Origin of the sequence: Jonesia quinghaiensis DSM 15701, from assembly GCF_000423205.1 — a bacterium.
GTDB classification, from domain to species: domain Bacteria; phylum Actinomycetota; class Actinomycetes; order Actinomycetales; family Cellulomonadaceae; genus Jonesia; species Jonesia quinghaiensis.
Map to the genome: position 1 here is coordinate 331,310 of NZ_AUHN01000006.1, position 15,519 is coordinate 346,828.

Annotated in this window: 14 protein-coding genes; all 14 read left to right on the forward strand. The window is 55.8% G+C overall.

The genetic code is table 11. The annotated features are described in order from the left end of the window. The first annotated feature begins 8 nt into the window (after positions 1-8). On the forward strand, positions 9-3,575 hold the full coding sequence (gene smc / locus G538_RS0107050) for a chromosome segregation protein SMC (protein ID WP_029068762.1): 3,567 nt from the start codon (positions 9-11) through the stop codon (positions 3,573-3,575). After that, positions 3,572-4,120, forward strand: coding sequence for a hypothetical protein (locus G538_RS0107055; protein WP_029068763.1), 549 nt, complete (start codon positions 3,572-3,574; stop codon positions 4,118-4,120). Before smc ends, G538_RS0107055 begins: the two co-directional genes overlap by 4 nt. A gap of 26 nt (positions 4,121-4,146) precedes the next feature. Beyond that, positions 4,147-5,322, forward strand: a complete 1,176-nt coding sequence (gene ftsY, locus G538_RS0107060) for a signal recognition particle-docking protein FtsY (protein WP_029068764.1) — start codon at positions 4,147-4,149, stop codon at positions 5,320-5,322. A gap of 190 nt (positions 5,323-5,512) precedes the next feature. Next, positions 5,513-6,787, forward strand: coding sequence for an ammonium transporter (locus G538_RS0107065; protein WP_029068765.1), 1,275 nt, complete (start codon positions 5,513-5,515; stop codon positions 6,785-6,787). Beyond that, positions 6,784-7,122 carry a P-II family nitrogen regulator gene (locus tag G538_RS0107070; protein WP_029068766.1) on the forward strand — a complete coding sequence of 113 codons (339 nt, stop codon included), beginning with the start codon at positions 6,784-6,786 and terminating at the stop codon, positions 7,120-7,122. Before G538_RS0107065 ends, G538_RS0107070 begins: the two co-directional genes overlap by 4 nt. Before the next feature lie 143 nt (positions 7,123-7,265). Continuing rightward, complete coding sequence (locus tag G538_RS15590; RefSeq protein ID WP_051196676.1) at positions 7,266-8,996, forward strand: [protein-PII] uridylyltransferase family protein; 1,731 nt, start codon at positions 7,266-7,268, stop codon at positions 8,994-8,996. 108 nt (positions 8,997-9,104) lie between these two features. After that, a complete protein-coding gene (gene ffh / locus G538_RS0107080) occupies positions 9,105-10,679 on the forward strand; it encodes a signal recognition particle protein (RefSeq protein WP_029068767.1) in 1,575 nt (524 codons plus the stop codon). A 3-nt stretch (positions 10,680-10,682) separates the two neighbouring features. After that, positions 10,683-11,774 carry an amidohydrolase family protein gene (locus G538_RS0107085; RefSeq protein WP_029068768.1) on the forward strand — a complete coding sequence of 364 codons (1,092 nt, stop codon included), beginning with the start codon at positions 10,683-10,685 and terminating at the stop codon, positions 11,772-11,774. A gap of 253 nt (positions 11,775-12,027) precedes the next feature. Further along, the gene (gene rpsP / locus G538_RS0107090) at positions 12,028-12,441 is read left to right on the forward strand and encodes a 30S ribosomal protein S16 (protein WP_029068769.1); all 414 of its coding nucleotides are present in this window, start codon (positions 12,028-12,030) and stop codon (positions 12,439-12,441) included. After that, the gene (locus tag G538_RS0107095) at positions 12,441-12,680 is read left to right on the forward strand and encodes an RNA-binding protein (protein ID WP_029068770.1); all 240 of its coding nucleotides are present in this window, start codon (positions 12,441-12,443) and stop codon (positions 12,678-12,680) included. Before rpsP ends, G538_RS0107095 begins: the two co-directional genes overlap by 1 nt. A gap of 80 nt (positions 12,681-12,760) precedes the next feature. Then, positions 12,761-13,351, forward strand: coding sequence for a ribosome maturation factor RimM (gene rimM / locus G538_RS0107100; RefSeq protein ID WP_029068771.1), 591 nt, complete (start codon positions 12,761-12,763; stop codon positions 13,349-13,351). After that, complete coding sequence (gene trmD / locus G538_RS15595) at positions 13,348-14,163, forward strand: tRNA (guanosine(37)-N1)-methyltransferase TrmD (protein ID WP_035833534.1); 816 nt, start codon at positions 13,348-13,350, stop codon at positions 14,161-14,163. The genes rimM and trmD overlap by 4 nt, the downstream gene beginning before the upstream one ends. Before the next feature lie 127 nt (positions 14,164-14,290). Beyond that, positions 14,291-14,647, forward strand: coding sequence for a 50S ribosomal protein L19 (rplS, locus tag G538_RS0107110; RefSeq protein WP_029068772.1), 357 nt, complete (start codon positions 14,291-14,293; stop codon positions 14,645-14,647). A gap of 158 nt (positions 14,648-14,805) precedes the next feature. Continuing rightward, complete coding sequence (gene lepB, locus G538_RS15600) at positions 14,806-15,519, forward strand: signal peptidase I (RefSeq protein WP_051196679.1); 714 nt, start codon at positions 14,806-14,808, stop codon at positions 15,517-15,519.

A 15,519-nucleotide genomic window follows, 5' to 3' on the forward strand; every position in this document is an offset into this window, starting at 1 on the left:
AAGTCTTTGTGTATCTCAAAACCTTGACCCTTCGCGGGTTTAAATCTTTCGCCAGTGCTACCCGGTTCGATTTCGAGCCGGGTATCACTTGTGTCGTCGGACCAAACGGTTCCGGTAAATCCAACGTTGTTGATGCCCTTGCGTGGGTGATGGGGGAGCAAGGGGCTAAAACCTTACGTGGCGGCAAAATGGAAGATGTCATCTTCGCCGGCACGTCAGCTCGCCAAGCTCTGGGGCGCGCCGAGGTTTCTTTGACCATCGACAATGCCGATGGCAAACTCCCCATTGATTATGCAGAGGTAACGATCACTCGGACACTGTTTCGCAGTGGGGGTTCAGAGTATGCGATCAATGGGGCGCCAGTGCGGCTGCTCGACATCCAAGAACTGCTCTCAGACACTGGCCTTGGCCGGGAAATGCACGTCATCGTTGGTCAGGGCCAACTCGACACAGTCCTGCGCGCAACCCCAACAGAACGTCGTGGCTTCATCGAAGAGGCTGCGGGTGTTCTTAAACACCGAAAACGTAAAGAAAAAGCACTTCGTAAACTCGATAATATGCAGGGAAATCTCCTGCGGTTGACGGACCTGCTTGCTGAGCTCAACAAACAACTCGGGCCACTAGCGCGCCAAGCTCACGCTGCACGCCGTGGAGCAGTATTCCAAGCCGTAGCCCGCGATGCCGGGTTGCGTCTCCTCGCAGACGACTTGACCCACCTCGATGCGCGCCTTAAAGACCGTAGCGGTGCAGTGCACACCATGCAGGCCCAGGTCGCTGACATGAACCGTCAGTTGGCAGTCGCCCGTGAACACCTCGCGGAACAGGAGGTGATCGCAGCTCACGCTTCACCGCGTCGCTCGACTCTGTCAGCAGCAGTCATGGCACTCGCCCAACACCACGAACAGCTCAAAGCGATGGCATCACTCACTGCTGAACGCTTGCGCCACCTTGGGGCCCCTGATCAACATGCTGTCATCGATCGTTCGCCCGCAACAGAAGAAGCGTTGTCCTCAGCGCAGCGTCAACGAGAGGCTCTCGATGAGAAAATCTCCCAGGAGAACGCGGAACTACAGCGCGTCACATCACTGAAAACTGCTGCCAGTGAGGCGCTCATTAAGGTTGAAACTGAGCGGTCCACTGCGTTCACTACTCGTCGCAACTATGAAAAACAGCGTGACCAACTATCAGCGGATGTCACTGCGGCCCGCGCCATTCTTGATGCAGTGACTACCGATGTACAACAAGCGCATGAGGCGGTCACGGCTGCAGTGGCACGCCGTGATGATCTTGAAACGCCGGGCGAACTCCCGGTCCTTCACGACGATGGCTTGAGTGCTGTTCAAGAAGCACGATCTACGGCGACATCCATTGCAGAGCAACTACGGCAAGCCCGAGGTGAGACTAGTCGGGCAGAACAAGCGCTAGCTAGGTCCAGTGCGAGTGTGGAGGTCTTGACGAGTCAACTTCGTTCAGTTCCGGATTCGATGCTTGACGCCGGAGGAGTTCACGGAACACTGCTGGAACATGTTCACTTAGTTCCCCGCTATGCGCCGGCGCTAACAGCACTATTTGAGCACTATCTCGAAGCCGTTGTGGTGGACTCACCAGAACTCGCACTGGATATAGCCGATGGCCATCCAGAATCGACCCTGACACTGGTGCACCCAGGCGCCCAGATACGTGCTCATGCTTCCACACTCACTCAAGACAACATTGAGCCGCCATTTGTGAATGTCGGAGCTCTCGTTCCACAGATAGTCGATTCTCAACGACATCGCGGAGCCGATGTGACTGCACAGTTTATGCAGTTAATTGCCCGGCACGCCGTCATCGCGCCAGATCTTGAGCACGCGCAGCAGTGGGTTACTGACAATCCGGCAATGGTGGCAGCAACGATGGATGGGCACTTAGTCCGTCACGGATCTTTGCACCTGCACCCTGCGCAAACCGGGAAAGTTGCATTGAAAGAGCAACTGGATCAGCATCGGACAGACATAGTCCGTCATGAGCGCGACCGTGATGCTGCACTGATGCGTCAAGAGGAGCTTTCTCGACTGCATGACGAAGCCTTAGTAGCGCTGAAGTCTGCCCAAGATCGCCAGGCAGAGATTCGATCTCAACACGCACAAGCAACAGCAGAGCACCAACGATTGTCCGCGCTATGGCACTCAGCTAGTGCTGAACTACAACGCGCAGAGTCTGCTGTTGTGTCGTTAGTTGCTCGTAGGTCGAAGGCACAAGAGACACTGGAACAGCGAACCTTAGCGTTGGAGTCACTCACCGCTAAACCAACTGAGGTTGTTCCCGAACAGGATTACGCTGATCGCATCAGCGACCTGCGCCAGCAGTTCGCTGATGTTCAGGAACATGAAACCCAAGGGCGTGTTCGCCTGCGTGCGCTTCAGGAACAGCGGACAACTTTGCACAACAAGATCAACAGTTTGACTCGAGCACTCGAGCATGAGCGAGTCGCTCATCAGCGGGCCGCGGAGCAGGCGCGCCGTCGATCAGAACAGCATGCCGCCACGACAAGCATCCAGAACACAGTCCACCGTGCGCTCACGCTCATTGACCGATCAGAACAGCACGCTCGAGCTGAACTTGCTGTGCTTGAGGAAAGTTACGCTCAGACCCACCAACATATTCAGGGGCTACGCGATCGTGAACGCGATCTGGGGACCGCACTTGATGATGTTCGTGAACGCCTGCACCGTGAAGAGCTTTCACTGTCCCACCTGACAGCGGAGCACACACACCTCAGCTCCCAAGCCCTAGAAGACTTTGGGGTTGACCCCACACTTCTGGTTGAACAGTTTGGTCCGCACCATGACACCCCGGACTATGCTGCTGCCCTGCGGTCACCAGACAAGGAAAACGGCGATAAACTCCTGCCATTTGACCGTCAGCGAGTGGAACAGGCTCGTGACACCGCTCAGAAGAAGTTCGGAAACCTCGGCAAAATCAATCCGTTGGCTCTTGAAGAGTACAAAGCTCTTGAAGAGCGGCATACGTTTCTCGCCCAACAGCTTGATGATCTCAAGCGTTCTCGGACGGACCTTATGGCACTGGTCCGGGACATTGATGATCAGGTTCGCACGGTGTTCCTTGAAGCTTTCGAAGATACTGCGCTGCAGTTTGAGCGCATTTTCCCTCGACTTTTTCCCGGGGGCACAGGGCGGATGTTCTTGACTGACCCTGACAACGCGCTCACCACTGGAATTGAGATCGAAGCGCGCCCTGCCGGGAAGAAAGTGACACGAATCTCGCTCCTCTCAGGTGGGGAGAGGTCCCTTACTGCGGTGGCACTTCTCGTTGCGATTTTCAAAGCCCGGCCGAGCCCTTTTTATGTCATGGATGAGGTCGAGGCTGCGCTGGATGACATGAATCTTTCACGCCTGTTGACGCTGTTCAGAGAACTACAAGAGGACTCTCAACTCATCGTCATCACACACCAAAAACGGACCATGGAGATCGCCGATTCGCTCTACGGAGTGACCATGCATAAGGACGGCATCTCCACCGTTGTGACGCATCGCATGGACCACGACGACAGTGCGACCAAAATCATCACATGATTCGCGATGAAGGCCCACTTTTACGTGCTAAAAATGAAGACATGATGCCTGTTGTCGCCTGGTTTTTCGGTGCTTTTATCCTTGCTGTAGTTGTCCTTGTCGGAGCCGGGCGAGCCTCAATGATCGCGGCTGCTAGCGATGATGAAGAAGATGTGAAACGGCCTCTTGGTTCGCGTTGGCGTCTCCTGTGGAGCGACGCGGCAGGTGCGCTTAAACCACTATCACTTCGTGTGCGGATCGCCTTGTTGAGTATGCTCGCCGCAGTTCGCATCGTGAGTCGTGAACGAGTCCGTGCAGTCCGCCGTGATTTGGCTGTTCATGTTGCCCAGCGACGCAACCTGAAAAAGTCAGGTGTACGCGTTCCTGCGTCACCGGCAACGGGACTCGCTACGGCAGGTCTATCAACCTTCACCTCCAACGTCACCTGGGACGAGTTCACTGAAGCCACAGCGCTTTCTGACAGTGACCACGACAGTTTCGATATGCTTGCGCAGCGTTTTGACAGTCTCTATGGAGCAGTGAGCGGGAGCCGCGACAGCGCATAAGGTGGGAATCTGTCACACTGTAATGCGTGACTGATCTGCTTCCTTACCTTGTCCCCACACTCGTTGTCCTTTCAGGACTTGGCTACGCCGGCTTTGTGCGGAGCAAACGCTCCTCCCGTGGTCCACAAGAGGGCCCGCAAAGCATTGAACGCGACACTGTTGTCACGGGGGACGACAGTGACCTGCGTGATGGTGTGGGGGAGGAAAGCGAGCCGCGTTCTGCTGGGCCTGTTCACACTCCCGATGTTCCATTACCAGCCAGCGGTCGCATGGCGCGATTGCGTGGCCGCCTCGCAGCTTCAGGGTCACCGTTAGGGCAGCGCCTCTTAGCGATTCTCTCAAAAGACCACATTGAGGAAAGCGACTGGGATGAGTTGGAAGAAACTCTTCTCATGGCGGACTTAGGCGTAGGCCCCACCACGGAACTTATCGATGCTCTGCGAACTCGGGCACGTGTTGAGGATATTCGTGAGGCGGGGACCATCCGCCAGATTGTCAAAGAAGAACTCCTCGCAATTGTGGACCCAACGTTGGACCGAACACTCCACCTTGACCGTCCCGAATCTGCGGATGAGGTTGTACCCCCCGCTGTCATCGTGGTTGTTGGTGTCAATGGGACAGGAAAAACCACAACGATCGGTAAACTCACCCGGGTTCTTGTTGCGGACGGCCAAAAAGTTCTGTTGGGGGCAGCAGACACCTTCCGTGCTGCAGCCGCAGATCAACTTCAAACATGGGGCCAGCAGGTCGGTGTAGAAACGGTGCGGTCAGATCGTGACGGTGCCGATCCGGCGTCCGTTGCCTTCGATGCTGTTCGAACTGGCCGTTCCACCGGTGTTGACGTTGTTGTCGTTGATACGGCCGGGCGTTTGCAAAACAAGGCAGGACTAATGGATGAACTCTCAAAAATCACGAGAGTTATCACCAAAGAAGCGCCCATCAGTGAGGTGTTGCTTGTTCTTGATGCCACGACCGGGCAGAACGGTTTGAACCAGGCGCGCGTATTCTCCCAGGTTGCAGGTGTCACGGGAATTGTCCTGACGAAACTTGATGGCACTGCCCGCGGAGGCATCGTCGTCGCTGTGCAACGTGAACTCGGTGTGCCGGTCAAGCTTGTTGGTTTAGGTGAGGGCCCTGATGACTTGGCGCCGTTTGATCCTGAACAGTTTGTTGACGGTCTTCTTGGAGTGTCCGCTTCATAAAACTGGACAATCGTGTCCTACCCGTTGAGTAAAGCGGTACATATGTTCAAGAACAGTGATCCGAAACACACTGTTTACACGCGGGTCCAGAACGTCACCGCGACGAAACCAGAGACTGACATCACCGTAATTCCCCTCCCGCACAGTTGATACAGGTCAGCCGCCCGGCTGACGAGGGAGGTGAAATCACATGGTTGATACAGGATTAACTGCATGGATGCTCATCAGTGCGTCGCTCGTGCTGCTGATGACCCCTGGTCTGGCGTTCTTCTACGGAGGTATGGTCCGTGGTAAGAGTGTCTTGAATATGCTCATGATGTCCTTCGGTGCCATGGCTGTTATCGGCATCGTGTACGTTCTCTTCGGCTGGTCAATGTCTTACGCAGACCAAAGCATTGGCGGGATCTTCGGAAACCCCTTCGAACAGTGGGCACTAAAAGGCGTCTTCACACATGGCGCTGATGGATTTGAATTTACGGTCTCTGACGGCCTTCCAGTTATTGTCGATGTAGGGTTCCAGGCAACATTCGCCATGATCACGACAGCACTGATCTCCGGTGCTATCGCCGACCGTGTGAAGTACGGTTCATGGCTCGTCTTCTCAGGTCTATGGGTTACCCTCAGCTACTTCCCACTGGCACACATGGTGTGGGGTGGGGGGCTACTCTCCGACGACGGTCCATTCGCCTCAATCGCATCGCCTGTTGACTTTGCAGGTGGAACAGCAGTTCACATTAACGCCGGTATCGCTGCACTGGTATTGGTCCTCGTCATCGGTAAGCGCAAAGGCTTCGGCAGTGAAGCAATGCGCCCACACAACCTTCCGTTTGTCATGCTTGGCGCCGCACTCCTGTGGTTCGGGTGGTTCGGATTCAACGCAGGATCAGCGTACGCGGCAGATGGCATGGCAGGGCTCGCCTGGGTCAACACCACAACCGCAACAGCAGCAGCAATCATCGGGTGGCTCATCACAGAGAAGATTCGTGACGGCCACGCCACATCGCTCGGTGCAGCTTCAGGTGTTGTGGCAGGTCTTGTGGCCATCACACCAGCTGCTGGTTCACTTAGCCCCTTCGGCGCCATCATCTTGGGTCTCGTTGCCGGTGCGCTCTCCGCACTAGCCGTTGGGCTGAAGTACCGTTTCGGATACGATGACTCGCTCGACGTTGTCGGTGTTCACCTCGTTTCAGGGCTCTGGGGAACAGTTGCCATTGGCTTCTTGGCACTTGACGGCGGTTTGTTCTACGGTGGCGGAGTCTCGCTTCTTGCAGTGCAAGTCATCATCGCCGTTGTCGCTATGGCCTACTCCGCGATCGTGACCTTGGTCTTGGCACTGATCATCAAATCAACTATCGGATGGCGTGTCACCGAACAAGTTGAGGTTGCAGGAATCGACCTTGCAGTCCACGGTGAGAGTGCCTATGAAACTCTCTCAGCTCGTTCATACTCGGAGGTAAAGCCATGAAGCTCGTCACCGCGATCATCCAACCCCACCGCCTCGACGCTGTGAAGAGTGCCTTAGAAGCAGCCGGCATTCGCGGCATGACAGTTTCAGAAGCAAGTGGCTACGGCCGGCAAAAGGGACACACAGAGGTCTACCGCGGTGCGGAATACACTATCGATCTGGTCCCCAAGATTCGTCTCGAAGTTCTCATTGACGATGTCGACACGGAACGGGTCACGGGCGTGATTTCCCAAGCAGCCCACACTGGAAAAATCGGTGACGGCAAAGTGTGGGTCGTTCCAGTTGACTCAGTGACCCGCGTGCGAACTGGTGAAGAGGGAGCAGCCGCACTGTAACCTCACCACCGGCGGCGACCCCGAAGAATGCCCAGGCGGTGGAAAACACCACCACAGGTCGCCGTCAAGCATCACCAACCTAACTGGCGCGGATCGTTTACCCACGGATCCGCGCCAGTTCTTTTGTGAACCAAGGGGGAACCATGGAACTTCAACAGCTGCGACCCACGCTGATGGAGATTGCCCGCACCACACCACACGGTGCAGTTCGACGAGCACGCATCACCTCTACTGTGACGAAGGCTCTGAAAGATATGTGGCATGACGCCACTCACCATGATCAAGACAACCGTGCCGCCGGAATGGCGTTAGTTGCGGTGGGGTCATTAGGGCGTGGTGATATGGGTGCGATGAGCGACCTTGACCTCCTCTTGGTATACGACGGAAACGTCGCTGATCCAGCCGCTGTTGAGGAAATAGCAAACCGATTGTGGTATCCGATCTGGGATGCAGGCATCGACCTTGATCATTCAGTCCGGTCTCTCAACCAATGCCGCAAAGTCGCCTCCCACGACATCACCGCGGCAGTGGGCATGTTGAGCATGACCCATCTGTGCGGAGACAAGGAGGTCGCGAGTCGTGCATCGGCCGCTGTTTTGGCTGATTGGCGCAGCGCAGCGCGCACCCGTCTGACCGCACTACGCGCTTCCGCTAAGGTGCGTCAGGAACGATTCGGTGAGGTGGCTTATTTGGTTGAACCGGATATCAAAGAAGCACGCGGCGGCCTGCGGGACGCACTATTACTGGATGCTCTAGCGGCATCATGGCTGACAGACCGTTCACATGGCGCGCTTGATGACGCTATCGCAGAACTCCTTGATGTCCGTGACGCGATCCATGTGGTCACTGGTCGACACGCAAATACGCTACTCGCGGCGGACCGTGATGAAGTAGCCCAAGTCCTCCAACTCAACGATGGCGACCAGGTGACAGCGCATATTGCTGCTGCTGGTCGTCGCGTGTCGTTTGAGCTTGACGTGACGTTCCGCCGGGCGATGGGTGTTCTCTCGGGAGGGCAGGGAATATCGCGAACGCTCGTGATCCGGGGGCGTCGGAGCGCACCGAGACTACGATATGTGGCACCCGACGTTGTGGAACTTGCAGGTGAACTGGCCCTCGCACCGCCAGATGGTGGGGTTCACGACCCCCTCGTTGCCTTGCGGATAGCTGCTGCATCAGCCAAAAGTGGTCTTCCGATCTCCGGTTCAGCAGTACCGGTACTTAGTGCCACTGCTGATCCGCCAACCCCGTGGTCACCTGAGGCGCGAGGGTTGTTTGAGACGTTATTGAGCTCTGGAAGTGCACTCATTGATGTCTGGGAGGTCCTTGATGTCGCTGGCCTACCCAGCAGATGGTTGCGTGGTTGGGAAGGGGTGCGCAATCGGCCACAACGAGCACCTGTTCACCGCCACACGGTTGATCGTCATCTCATTGAAGTTGTCAGCAGAACTCGATTGTGGAAGAGCAAAGTTGACTCACCCGTGACGCTGATGTTGGCGGCGCTCCTGCATGACATTGGTAAACAGCAGGGCATTGACGATCACTCCGTTGGGGGAGCTGAACTCGTTCCACAAATTCTTGAACCCTTAGGGTACGGTGCCAATGTTATTGCTGACGTCCGCATTCTTGTTGAACAGCACTTGATTTTGTCCCAACTGGCAACAACCCAGGACCCCCAAGACCCTGAGGTGATCGCTAAGGTTACGCAGGCGGTGCAGGGGCGGCGGGATATCTTAGAGATGCTCCGCGCATTGACAGAGGCAGACGCATCATCTTTGGGGAGCGCTGCGTGGACGCGGTGGCGTGAACGACTCGTTGACGAGTTGTTCCACGGCGCCCTCCGCACCCTCTCTGACCGCCCCACAGGAAGCTAGCGACACCTCGCGGGCCATCAACATGGCCCGCGAAAGTGTATGTGAGCGCCTGTGGCAGGTAGGCTAGGTGTCAATAGTTTTTACGTCTTTGCGAGTCAAGGGAAGCACGTGTTTGCAACGCTGTCTGATCGGCTGACATCAACATTTAAGAATCTGCGCTCAAAAGGACGCTTGTCTGAGGCAGATATCGACGCCACGATCCGTGAGATCCGGCGTGCACTGCTTGATGCAGACGTCGCGGTCTCGGTGGTGCGGGACTTCACAGGGGCGATCCGAGAACGGTCTTTGTCCTCAGAGGTTTCGTCTGCACTCAATCCTGCCCAGCAGGTCGTGAAGATCGTCAACGAGGAACTCGTATCGATTTTGGGTGGCGCGAGCCGTCCCCTCCAATTCGCGAAAAATGGCCCAACAGTCATCATGTTGGCGGGTCTGCAGGGTGCCGGTAAAACGACTCTGGCTGGGAAGCTTGCGCTACATCTAAAAAGCAAGGGACACACCCCTATTCTCGTTGCTGCTGACTTGCAGCGGCCCAACGCTGTTCAGCAACTCAAGGTTGTTGGTGAACGGGCCGGTGCGCCTGTCTATGCGCCGCATCCTGGGAATATGGGGGAGGGGGCTACCCCCGGTCTTTCCGCCGGTGATCCGGTTGCTATTGCCCGTGCCGGGTATGAGACCGCTAAGGTCCGTCAACATGATGTTGTCATTGTCGACACCGCCGGGCGGCTCGGTGTTGATGCAGAACTGATGAAGCAAGCATCGGATATCCGCGATGCTATTTCTCCGCATGAGATTCTCTTTGTCATTGACGCAATGATCGGGCAGGACGCTGTTGCCACAGCGCAAGCGTTCGCCGAAGGTGTGAACTTCACTGGTGTCGTGCTATCGAAACTTGATGGCGATGCTCGTGGTGGTGCAGCCCTCTCGGTCGCGCATGTCACTGGGCGACCAATCTTGTTCGCTTCTACCGGTGAAAAACTCACTGACTTTGAGGTATTCCACCCCGATCGTATGGCGTCACGCATCCTCGATATGGGTGACGTGCTCACTCTCATTGAGCAGGCGGAGAAAGCCTTCGATTCTGGTGAAGCCGAACGCATGGCACAGAAGGTCGCGGATGGTAAGGACTTCACCCTCTCCGACTTCCTCGTGCAAATGCAGCAACTTCGCAACATGGGATCCATGAAAAAAATGTTGGGCATGTTGCCTGGCATGGGGCAGATGCGTGAGGCTCTCGATAACTTTGACGAGCGTGAAGTCAACCGCATAGAGGCGATCATCCAGTCGATGACACCCGCTGAACGCGAGAACCCCAAAGTTATTAACGGTTCGCGACGTGCACGCATTGCCAAGGGGTCTGGAACCACAGTTCAAGAGATCAACCAACTGTTGCAACGTTTTGACGGCGCTCAAAAAATGATGCGACAGATGGCAAAGGCTGGCCCTGCAGGGGCTGCGATGCCAGGCATGGGCAAGATGCCTGGTGTTGGCAAGCGTGCTGGTGCCCGTCAGCCCAAGAAAGACAAAAAACTCACTCCTCAACAGCGTGCAGCCTTGGCACGTAAGAAAGCCAAAGAGGAAGCTCAGGGCGCGTCAGCGCCTGGCTCCGCTTTTGGAGTGAAGCAGGACGTTGACCCGGCGTCACTACAACTCCCCTCGGGTTTTGATAAATTCCTTGGCAAGTGACCGATGACCCAGTCGCAACGGTGGCGCTTACGTGGCCGAATCATTCTTGATGATGGTAGTGAGCGCCCCGAGGCTTGGGTCGTTGGTGGAAAGTTATCTTTGACTGCTGTCAGTGGCGATGTCACCACCCTTGATGGTGTCTTCCTTCCCGGACTCGTTGATATGCACTGTCACATTGGCTTGGACGCCCACGGAGCAACAACTCCCGAAATTGCTTATCAGCAAGCGGTTGTCAATCGGGATTCAGGGGTTTTGCTGGTGCGCGATGCTGGTTCTGCCCTTGATACGTCATGGCTGCAAAGTCGCACTGATGTTCCCCACATCATCAGATGCGGGCAGCATATCGCTCGTCCGCGGCGCTATCTCAAGGATTTCGCTTCAGAGATCGATCAGTCGGATCAGTTACCTGCTGAGATGGATCGACAAGCGAGGCGTGGTGATGGTTGGGTCAAGATTGTTGCGGACTGGATTGAACGAGAACACGGCGATCTCGCACCATTGTGGAGACCACAGGATCTGGCTGCTGGAGTCGCCCGCGCTCATGCTGCTGGTGCCAGAGTTACTGCCCATACTTTCGCGACGGAATCGGTCGGGGCGCTCCTCGATGCAGGTATTGATTGCTTGGAACATGGAACTGGTATGTCAGAAGAGCACATGCGTCGTGCTGCGGAAGCCGGAATTCCAGTTGTCCCAACGCTGCTACAAATCGAGAGGTTTGACCAGATCGCTGCGCAAGGTGAGCATCGCTTCCCTGATTTTGCTCTCAGGATGCGGCGCATGCACGCGCAGCGTCGCGAGCAGGTCCACGCGCTCCACGCCTTAGGGGTTTCGCTCTTTGTCGGTACTGACGCTGGCGGCAGTATCGCCCATGGTCGTATCGCTGATGAGTGTGCAGCTCTTGTAGAGGCCGGTATTCCTTCTGAACAGGTCACTGCTTCAGCGTCGTGGCAGTCTCGCCAGTACCTTGGTCGTCCTGGAATGCGCGAAGGTGAGGTTGTACAAGCGGTCCGATACGCGGATGACCCTCACCTCGATATCACGGCTCTTAGGTCGCCAACGACGATTATTACTCACGGCGTCCTTCAGCTCGTGTAGCGTCGCGGTTGAGCCTTTGTCAGCGGGGATGCAGGCACGGAGAATCGTGATGTGACCAAGATCTTTGGGGTTTGACGGTCTTTCGTCCACGCTGGTGGTGGAACAGGCCCTGAGGTTCTGGCATAATCAGTCTCTGTACTCGACTGTTCTGGCCCCTCTCACCAGAAGATGTTGTGTCCGGGTGACGTCTCGATGGCTGTCCCCAAATCATCGTGAACTCACCACTCCATCCGAAACAGGAGCGTCCACTCAAGTGGCAGTTAAGATTCGTCTCAAGCGCATGGGTAAGATCCGTGCACCGTACTACCGTGTTGTTGTTGCTGATTCACGCACTCGTCGTGACGGCCGCGCAATCGAAGAAATCGGTAAGTACCACCCAACCGAAAACCCTTCCTTCATTGAGATCGACTCAGAGCGTGCACAGCACTGGCTCTCTGTTGGTGCTCAGCCCACCGAGCAGGTTCTGAACTTGCTAAAGATCACCGGTGACTGGCAGAAGTTCAAGGGCCTTCCAGGCGCTGAGGGTCGCCTGAAGACCAAAGACGCCAAGGTAGACCCAGCAACGGTTATCTCCCAGGTGAATGACGACGCTGAGAAGGTTAAGGCTAAGGCAGCGGAGAACAAGGCATCTGAGCCTGCAGCAGAAGAAGCATCGGACGAAGCCTGATGTTGTCAGAAGCTCTCGAGCACCTAGTACGGGGTATCGTCGACAACCCCGATGATGTGACCGTTCGTGCGAAGCATTTGCGTCGCGGCGAACTCCTCGAGGTGCGTGTGCATCCCGAAGACCTTGGTCGAGTCATTGGCCGGTCAGGACGTACAGCTCGCGCGCTTCGCACTGTCGTTGGAGCATTGGCTGGTGACAATTCCGTCCGCGTGGACGTTGTTGACGTCGACCGTCGGTGATCTCTCACGATTGACCTTCTCAAGAGGCTCGGCCACGTTTGTGGCCGAGCCTCTTGACGTAGAAACACAAAAGGACTGGTATGCAACTCCGCATTGGGACACTCGGTAAAGCACACGGCCTCAAAGGCGAAGTGAGCGTGATTGTTCGTACTGATAATCCGGAAGAACGCTTGGCAGTAGGTGAAGTACTAGCTACCGAACCGCAAGAGCGTGGCCCACTCACTGTCGTGACGAGCCGACGGGCCCAGGGCCGGTGGTATGTGCGTTTTGCTGGCATCGATGGGCGCACAGCGGCAGAAAACCTTCGCGGCACTGAACTCGTTGTGGACATTGATTCTTCCGATGAGGAAGATGCTTGGTATATCCACGAGCTCACCGGACTTGAGGTGCGGAACCTTGACGGTGACGTGGTGGGAACCGTTGTCGACCTTGAGCACTTTCCTGCTCAAGATGCCCTTGTTCTGAAAGAAGTGGGTGGGGAGCGCGTCTATCTTCCCTTCATTACCAAGTTTGTGCCGGTGGTCGACATTGCGGGTGGGTTCATTACCATCGACCCACCTGGTGGGTTGCTCTCTACGGACAGTGCGAGGCTTGTGGTGGTCCAAGATTCTGAAGGGTCTGTAGATCACGCGGAGCAGGATGATGCTGAGGAGAGGGACGAGAACTCGTGAACATCGACGTTGTCACGATCTTTCCTGACTATCTGGCACCTCTGAATCTTTCGCTGGTAGGCAAGGCTCGCCAAGAGGGCGTTGTTGATATTGCCGTTCATGATCTTCGGGAGTGGACTACTGATCGTCACCGCACGGTGGATGACACCCCTATCGGGGGCGGTGCAGGGATGGTCATGAAGCCCGATGTGTGGGCGTTAGCCCTTGACGATCTTGTGGATCCAGCTACCCCCCAAGAAAATCGCGACACGGTGATTGTTATCCCCACCCCATCGGGACGAACGTTCACCCAGGCACTAGCGCACGAACTTGCCTTAGCCTCTCATCTTGTTTTTGCTTGTGGGCGTTATGAGGGTATCGATGCGCGTGTAGCTGAGCACTACCGTGGCCAAGGCGTTCGGGTAGAAGAGCTATCCATCGGTGACTACGTGCTTAATGGCGGTGAAGTTGCCTCAATGGTGATGATCGAAGCTATCGCCCGACTAGTGCCCGGGGTTGTCGGGAACCCAGAATCACTGGTCGAAGAATCTCATGGTGCAGCAGGTTTGCTGGAATATCCGGTATATACGCGCCCGCCTCAATGGCGTGACACTTCTGTTCCAGAGATTCTTCTGAGTGGTCATCATGCAAAGATTGCCCGGTGGCGCAGAGATCAAGCTCTTCAAAAAACTGCGGTAAAGCGTCCTGACATGATTGCGCTCCTTGATGTGTCAGCGCTGGATCGCCACGACCGTATGGTGCTCGAAGAACATGGTTGGACTGTGACGTCCGACGGTAAATTGGTTTACTCCCCAGCTGCTGTGACAGAATAGTGACTTGGTGTGTGCCATTGCCTTTCTGCCATGGGGGAGAGCGACCGGCTACAACGCGCCATCATTTGACAATGCGGGGTCATTCCCGCCAGATCGTGCCTGACCTGTGGCAGGGCGAGGAGAAAACATGCAGAAGCTTGACTTCGTGACCGAGAGCGCACTGCGCTCAGACCTTCCTGCTTTCCGTGCCGGTGACACTGTGCGCGTTAACGTGAAGGTTGTTGAAGGAACCCGTTCCCGTATCCAGGCCTTCCAGGGCATCGTCATCCGCCGTCAGGGTGGCGGAATCGCTGAGACCTTTACTGTTCGTAAGATCAGCTTCGGAACGGGTGTGGAGCGTACGTTCCCAGTACACACACCTAGCATCGAGTCCATCGAGCTGCTGTCGCGCGGTGACGTGCGTCGTGCAAAGCTTTACTACTTGCGTAAGCTCCGTGGCAAGGCTGCGAAGATCAAGGAAAAGCGCGACAACATCACTAAGTGATCGTGACCGACGCAGCATAGAACGCAACACAGGGCGGCCCCAGATGGGGCCGCCCTGTGTCGTAAACTAAGACCGCACTGTCCAACAGGTGCGCCTTCCCGCGGTACCGGGACAGGTTTAGGTGGGACAATTATTCGGCAAGGAATGGCAGGGAACGAGTGAGTCAAGGAAACGCCAACACTGACAATCCGCCGGGCCCTGGGAAGTTGTCGCTCCTCAAAGAAACGGCAATCATTGTCGTCAGTGCTTTGGTTTTGTCGTGGATCATCAAAACTTTCCTTGTCCAAGCGTTCTATATTCCCTCAAGTTCCATGGAAGACACGCTTCAGGTAAACGATCGCATCCTGGTGTCAAAGATGACGCCAACGGTGTTCGACATAAACCGTGGCGATATCGTGGTGTTTACAGACCCAGGCGGTTGGCTCGATGGGTACGTAACTCAGGACACCCCGGGTCAGAACGCTGTACGTTCGGTGTTGACATTCATTGGTATCCTCCCGCAGGATGCTGGAAATCACCTTGTTAAACGCGTTATCGGCCTGCCTGGCGATACTGTGGTGTGCTGTGATGCTGACGGAAATCTCACGGTAAACGATGAACCAATCGTGGAAAGTTACCTCAAAGATGGTGTCGCGCCTTCAGCGGTAGATTTTGATGTTGTCGTACCGGACGATGCATTGTGGGTACTGGGAGACAACAGATCAGACTCTGGGGATTCGCGCTACAACATGGGTAAGCCAGGTGGTGGATTTGTGCCAGTCGATAATGTTGTTGGTACTGCCTTTGTCACAATGTGGCCATTCGATCGCTTGACGTGGCTTGGTAATCCTGAAGAGGTCTTTGACAATGTTCCTGCGCCTGCAGGCAAGTGA

Coding starts and splice junctions, on each gene's coding strand:
- G538_RS0107055 (WP_029068763.1), top strand. CDS start 3,572: ATGATTCGCGATGAAGGCCCACTTTTACGTGCTAAAAATGAAGACATG.
- G538_RS0107065 (WP_029068765.1), top strand. CDS start 5,513: ATGGTTGATACAGGATTAACTGCATGGATGCTCATCAGTGCGTCGCTC.
- G538_RS0107070 (WP_029068766.1), top strand. CDS start 6,784: ATGAAGCTCGTCACCGCGATCATCCAACCCCACCGCCTCGACGCTGTG.
- G538_RS15590 (WP_051196676.1), top strand. CDS start 7,266: ATGGAACTTCAACAGCTGCGACCCACGCTGATGGAGATTGCCCGCACC.
- G538_RS0107085 (WP_029068768.1), top strand. CDS start 10,683: ATGACCCAGTCGCAACGGTGGCGCTTACGTGGCCGAATCATTCTTGAT.
- G538_RS0107095 (WP_029068770.1), top strand. CDS start 12,441: ATGTTGTCAGAAGCTCTCGAGCACCTAGTACGGGGTATCGTCGACAAC.
- rimM (WP_029068771.1), top strand. CDS start 12,761: ATGCAACTCCGCATTGGGACACTCGGTAAAGCACACGGCCTCAAAGGC.
- rplS (WP_029068772.1), top strand. CDS start 14,291: ATGCAGAAGCTTGACTTCGTGACCGAGAGCGCACTGCGCTCAGACCTT.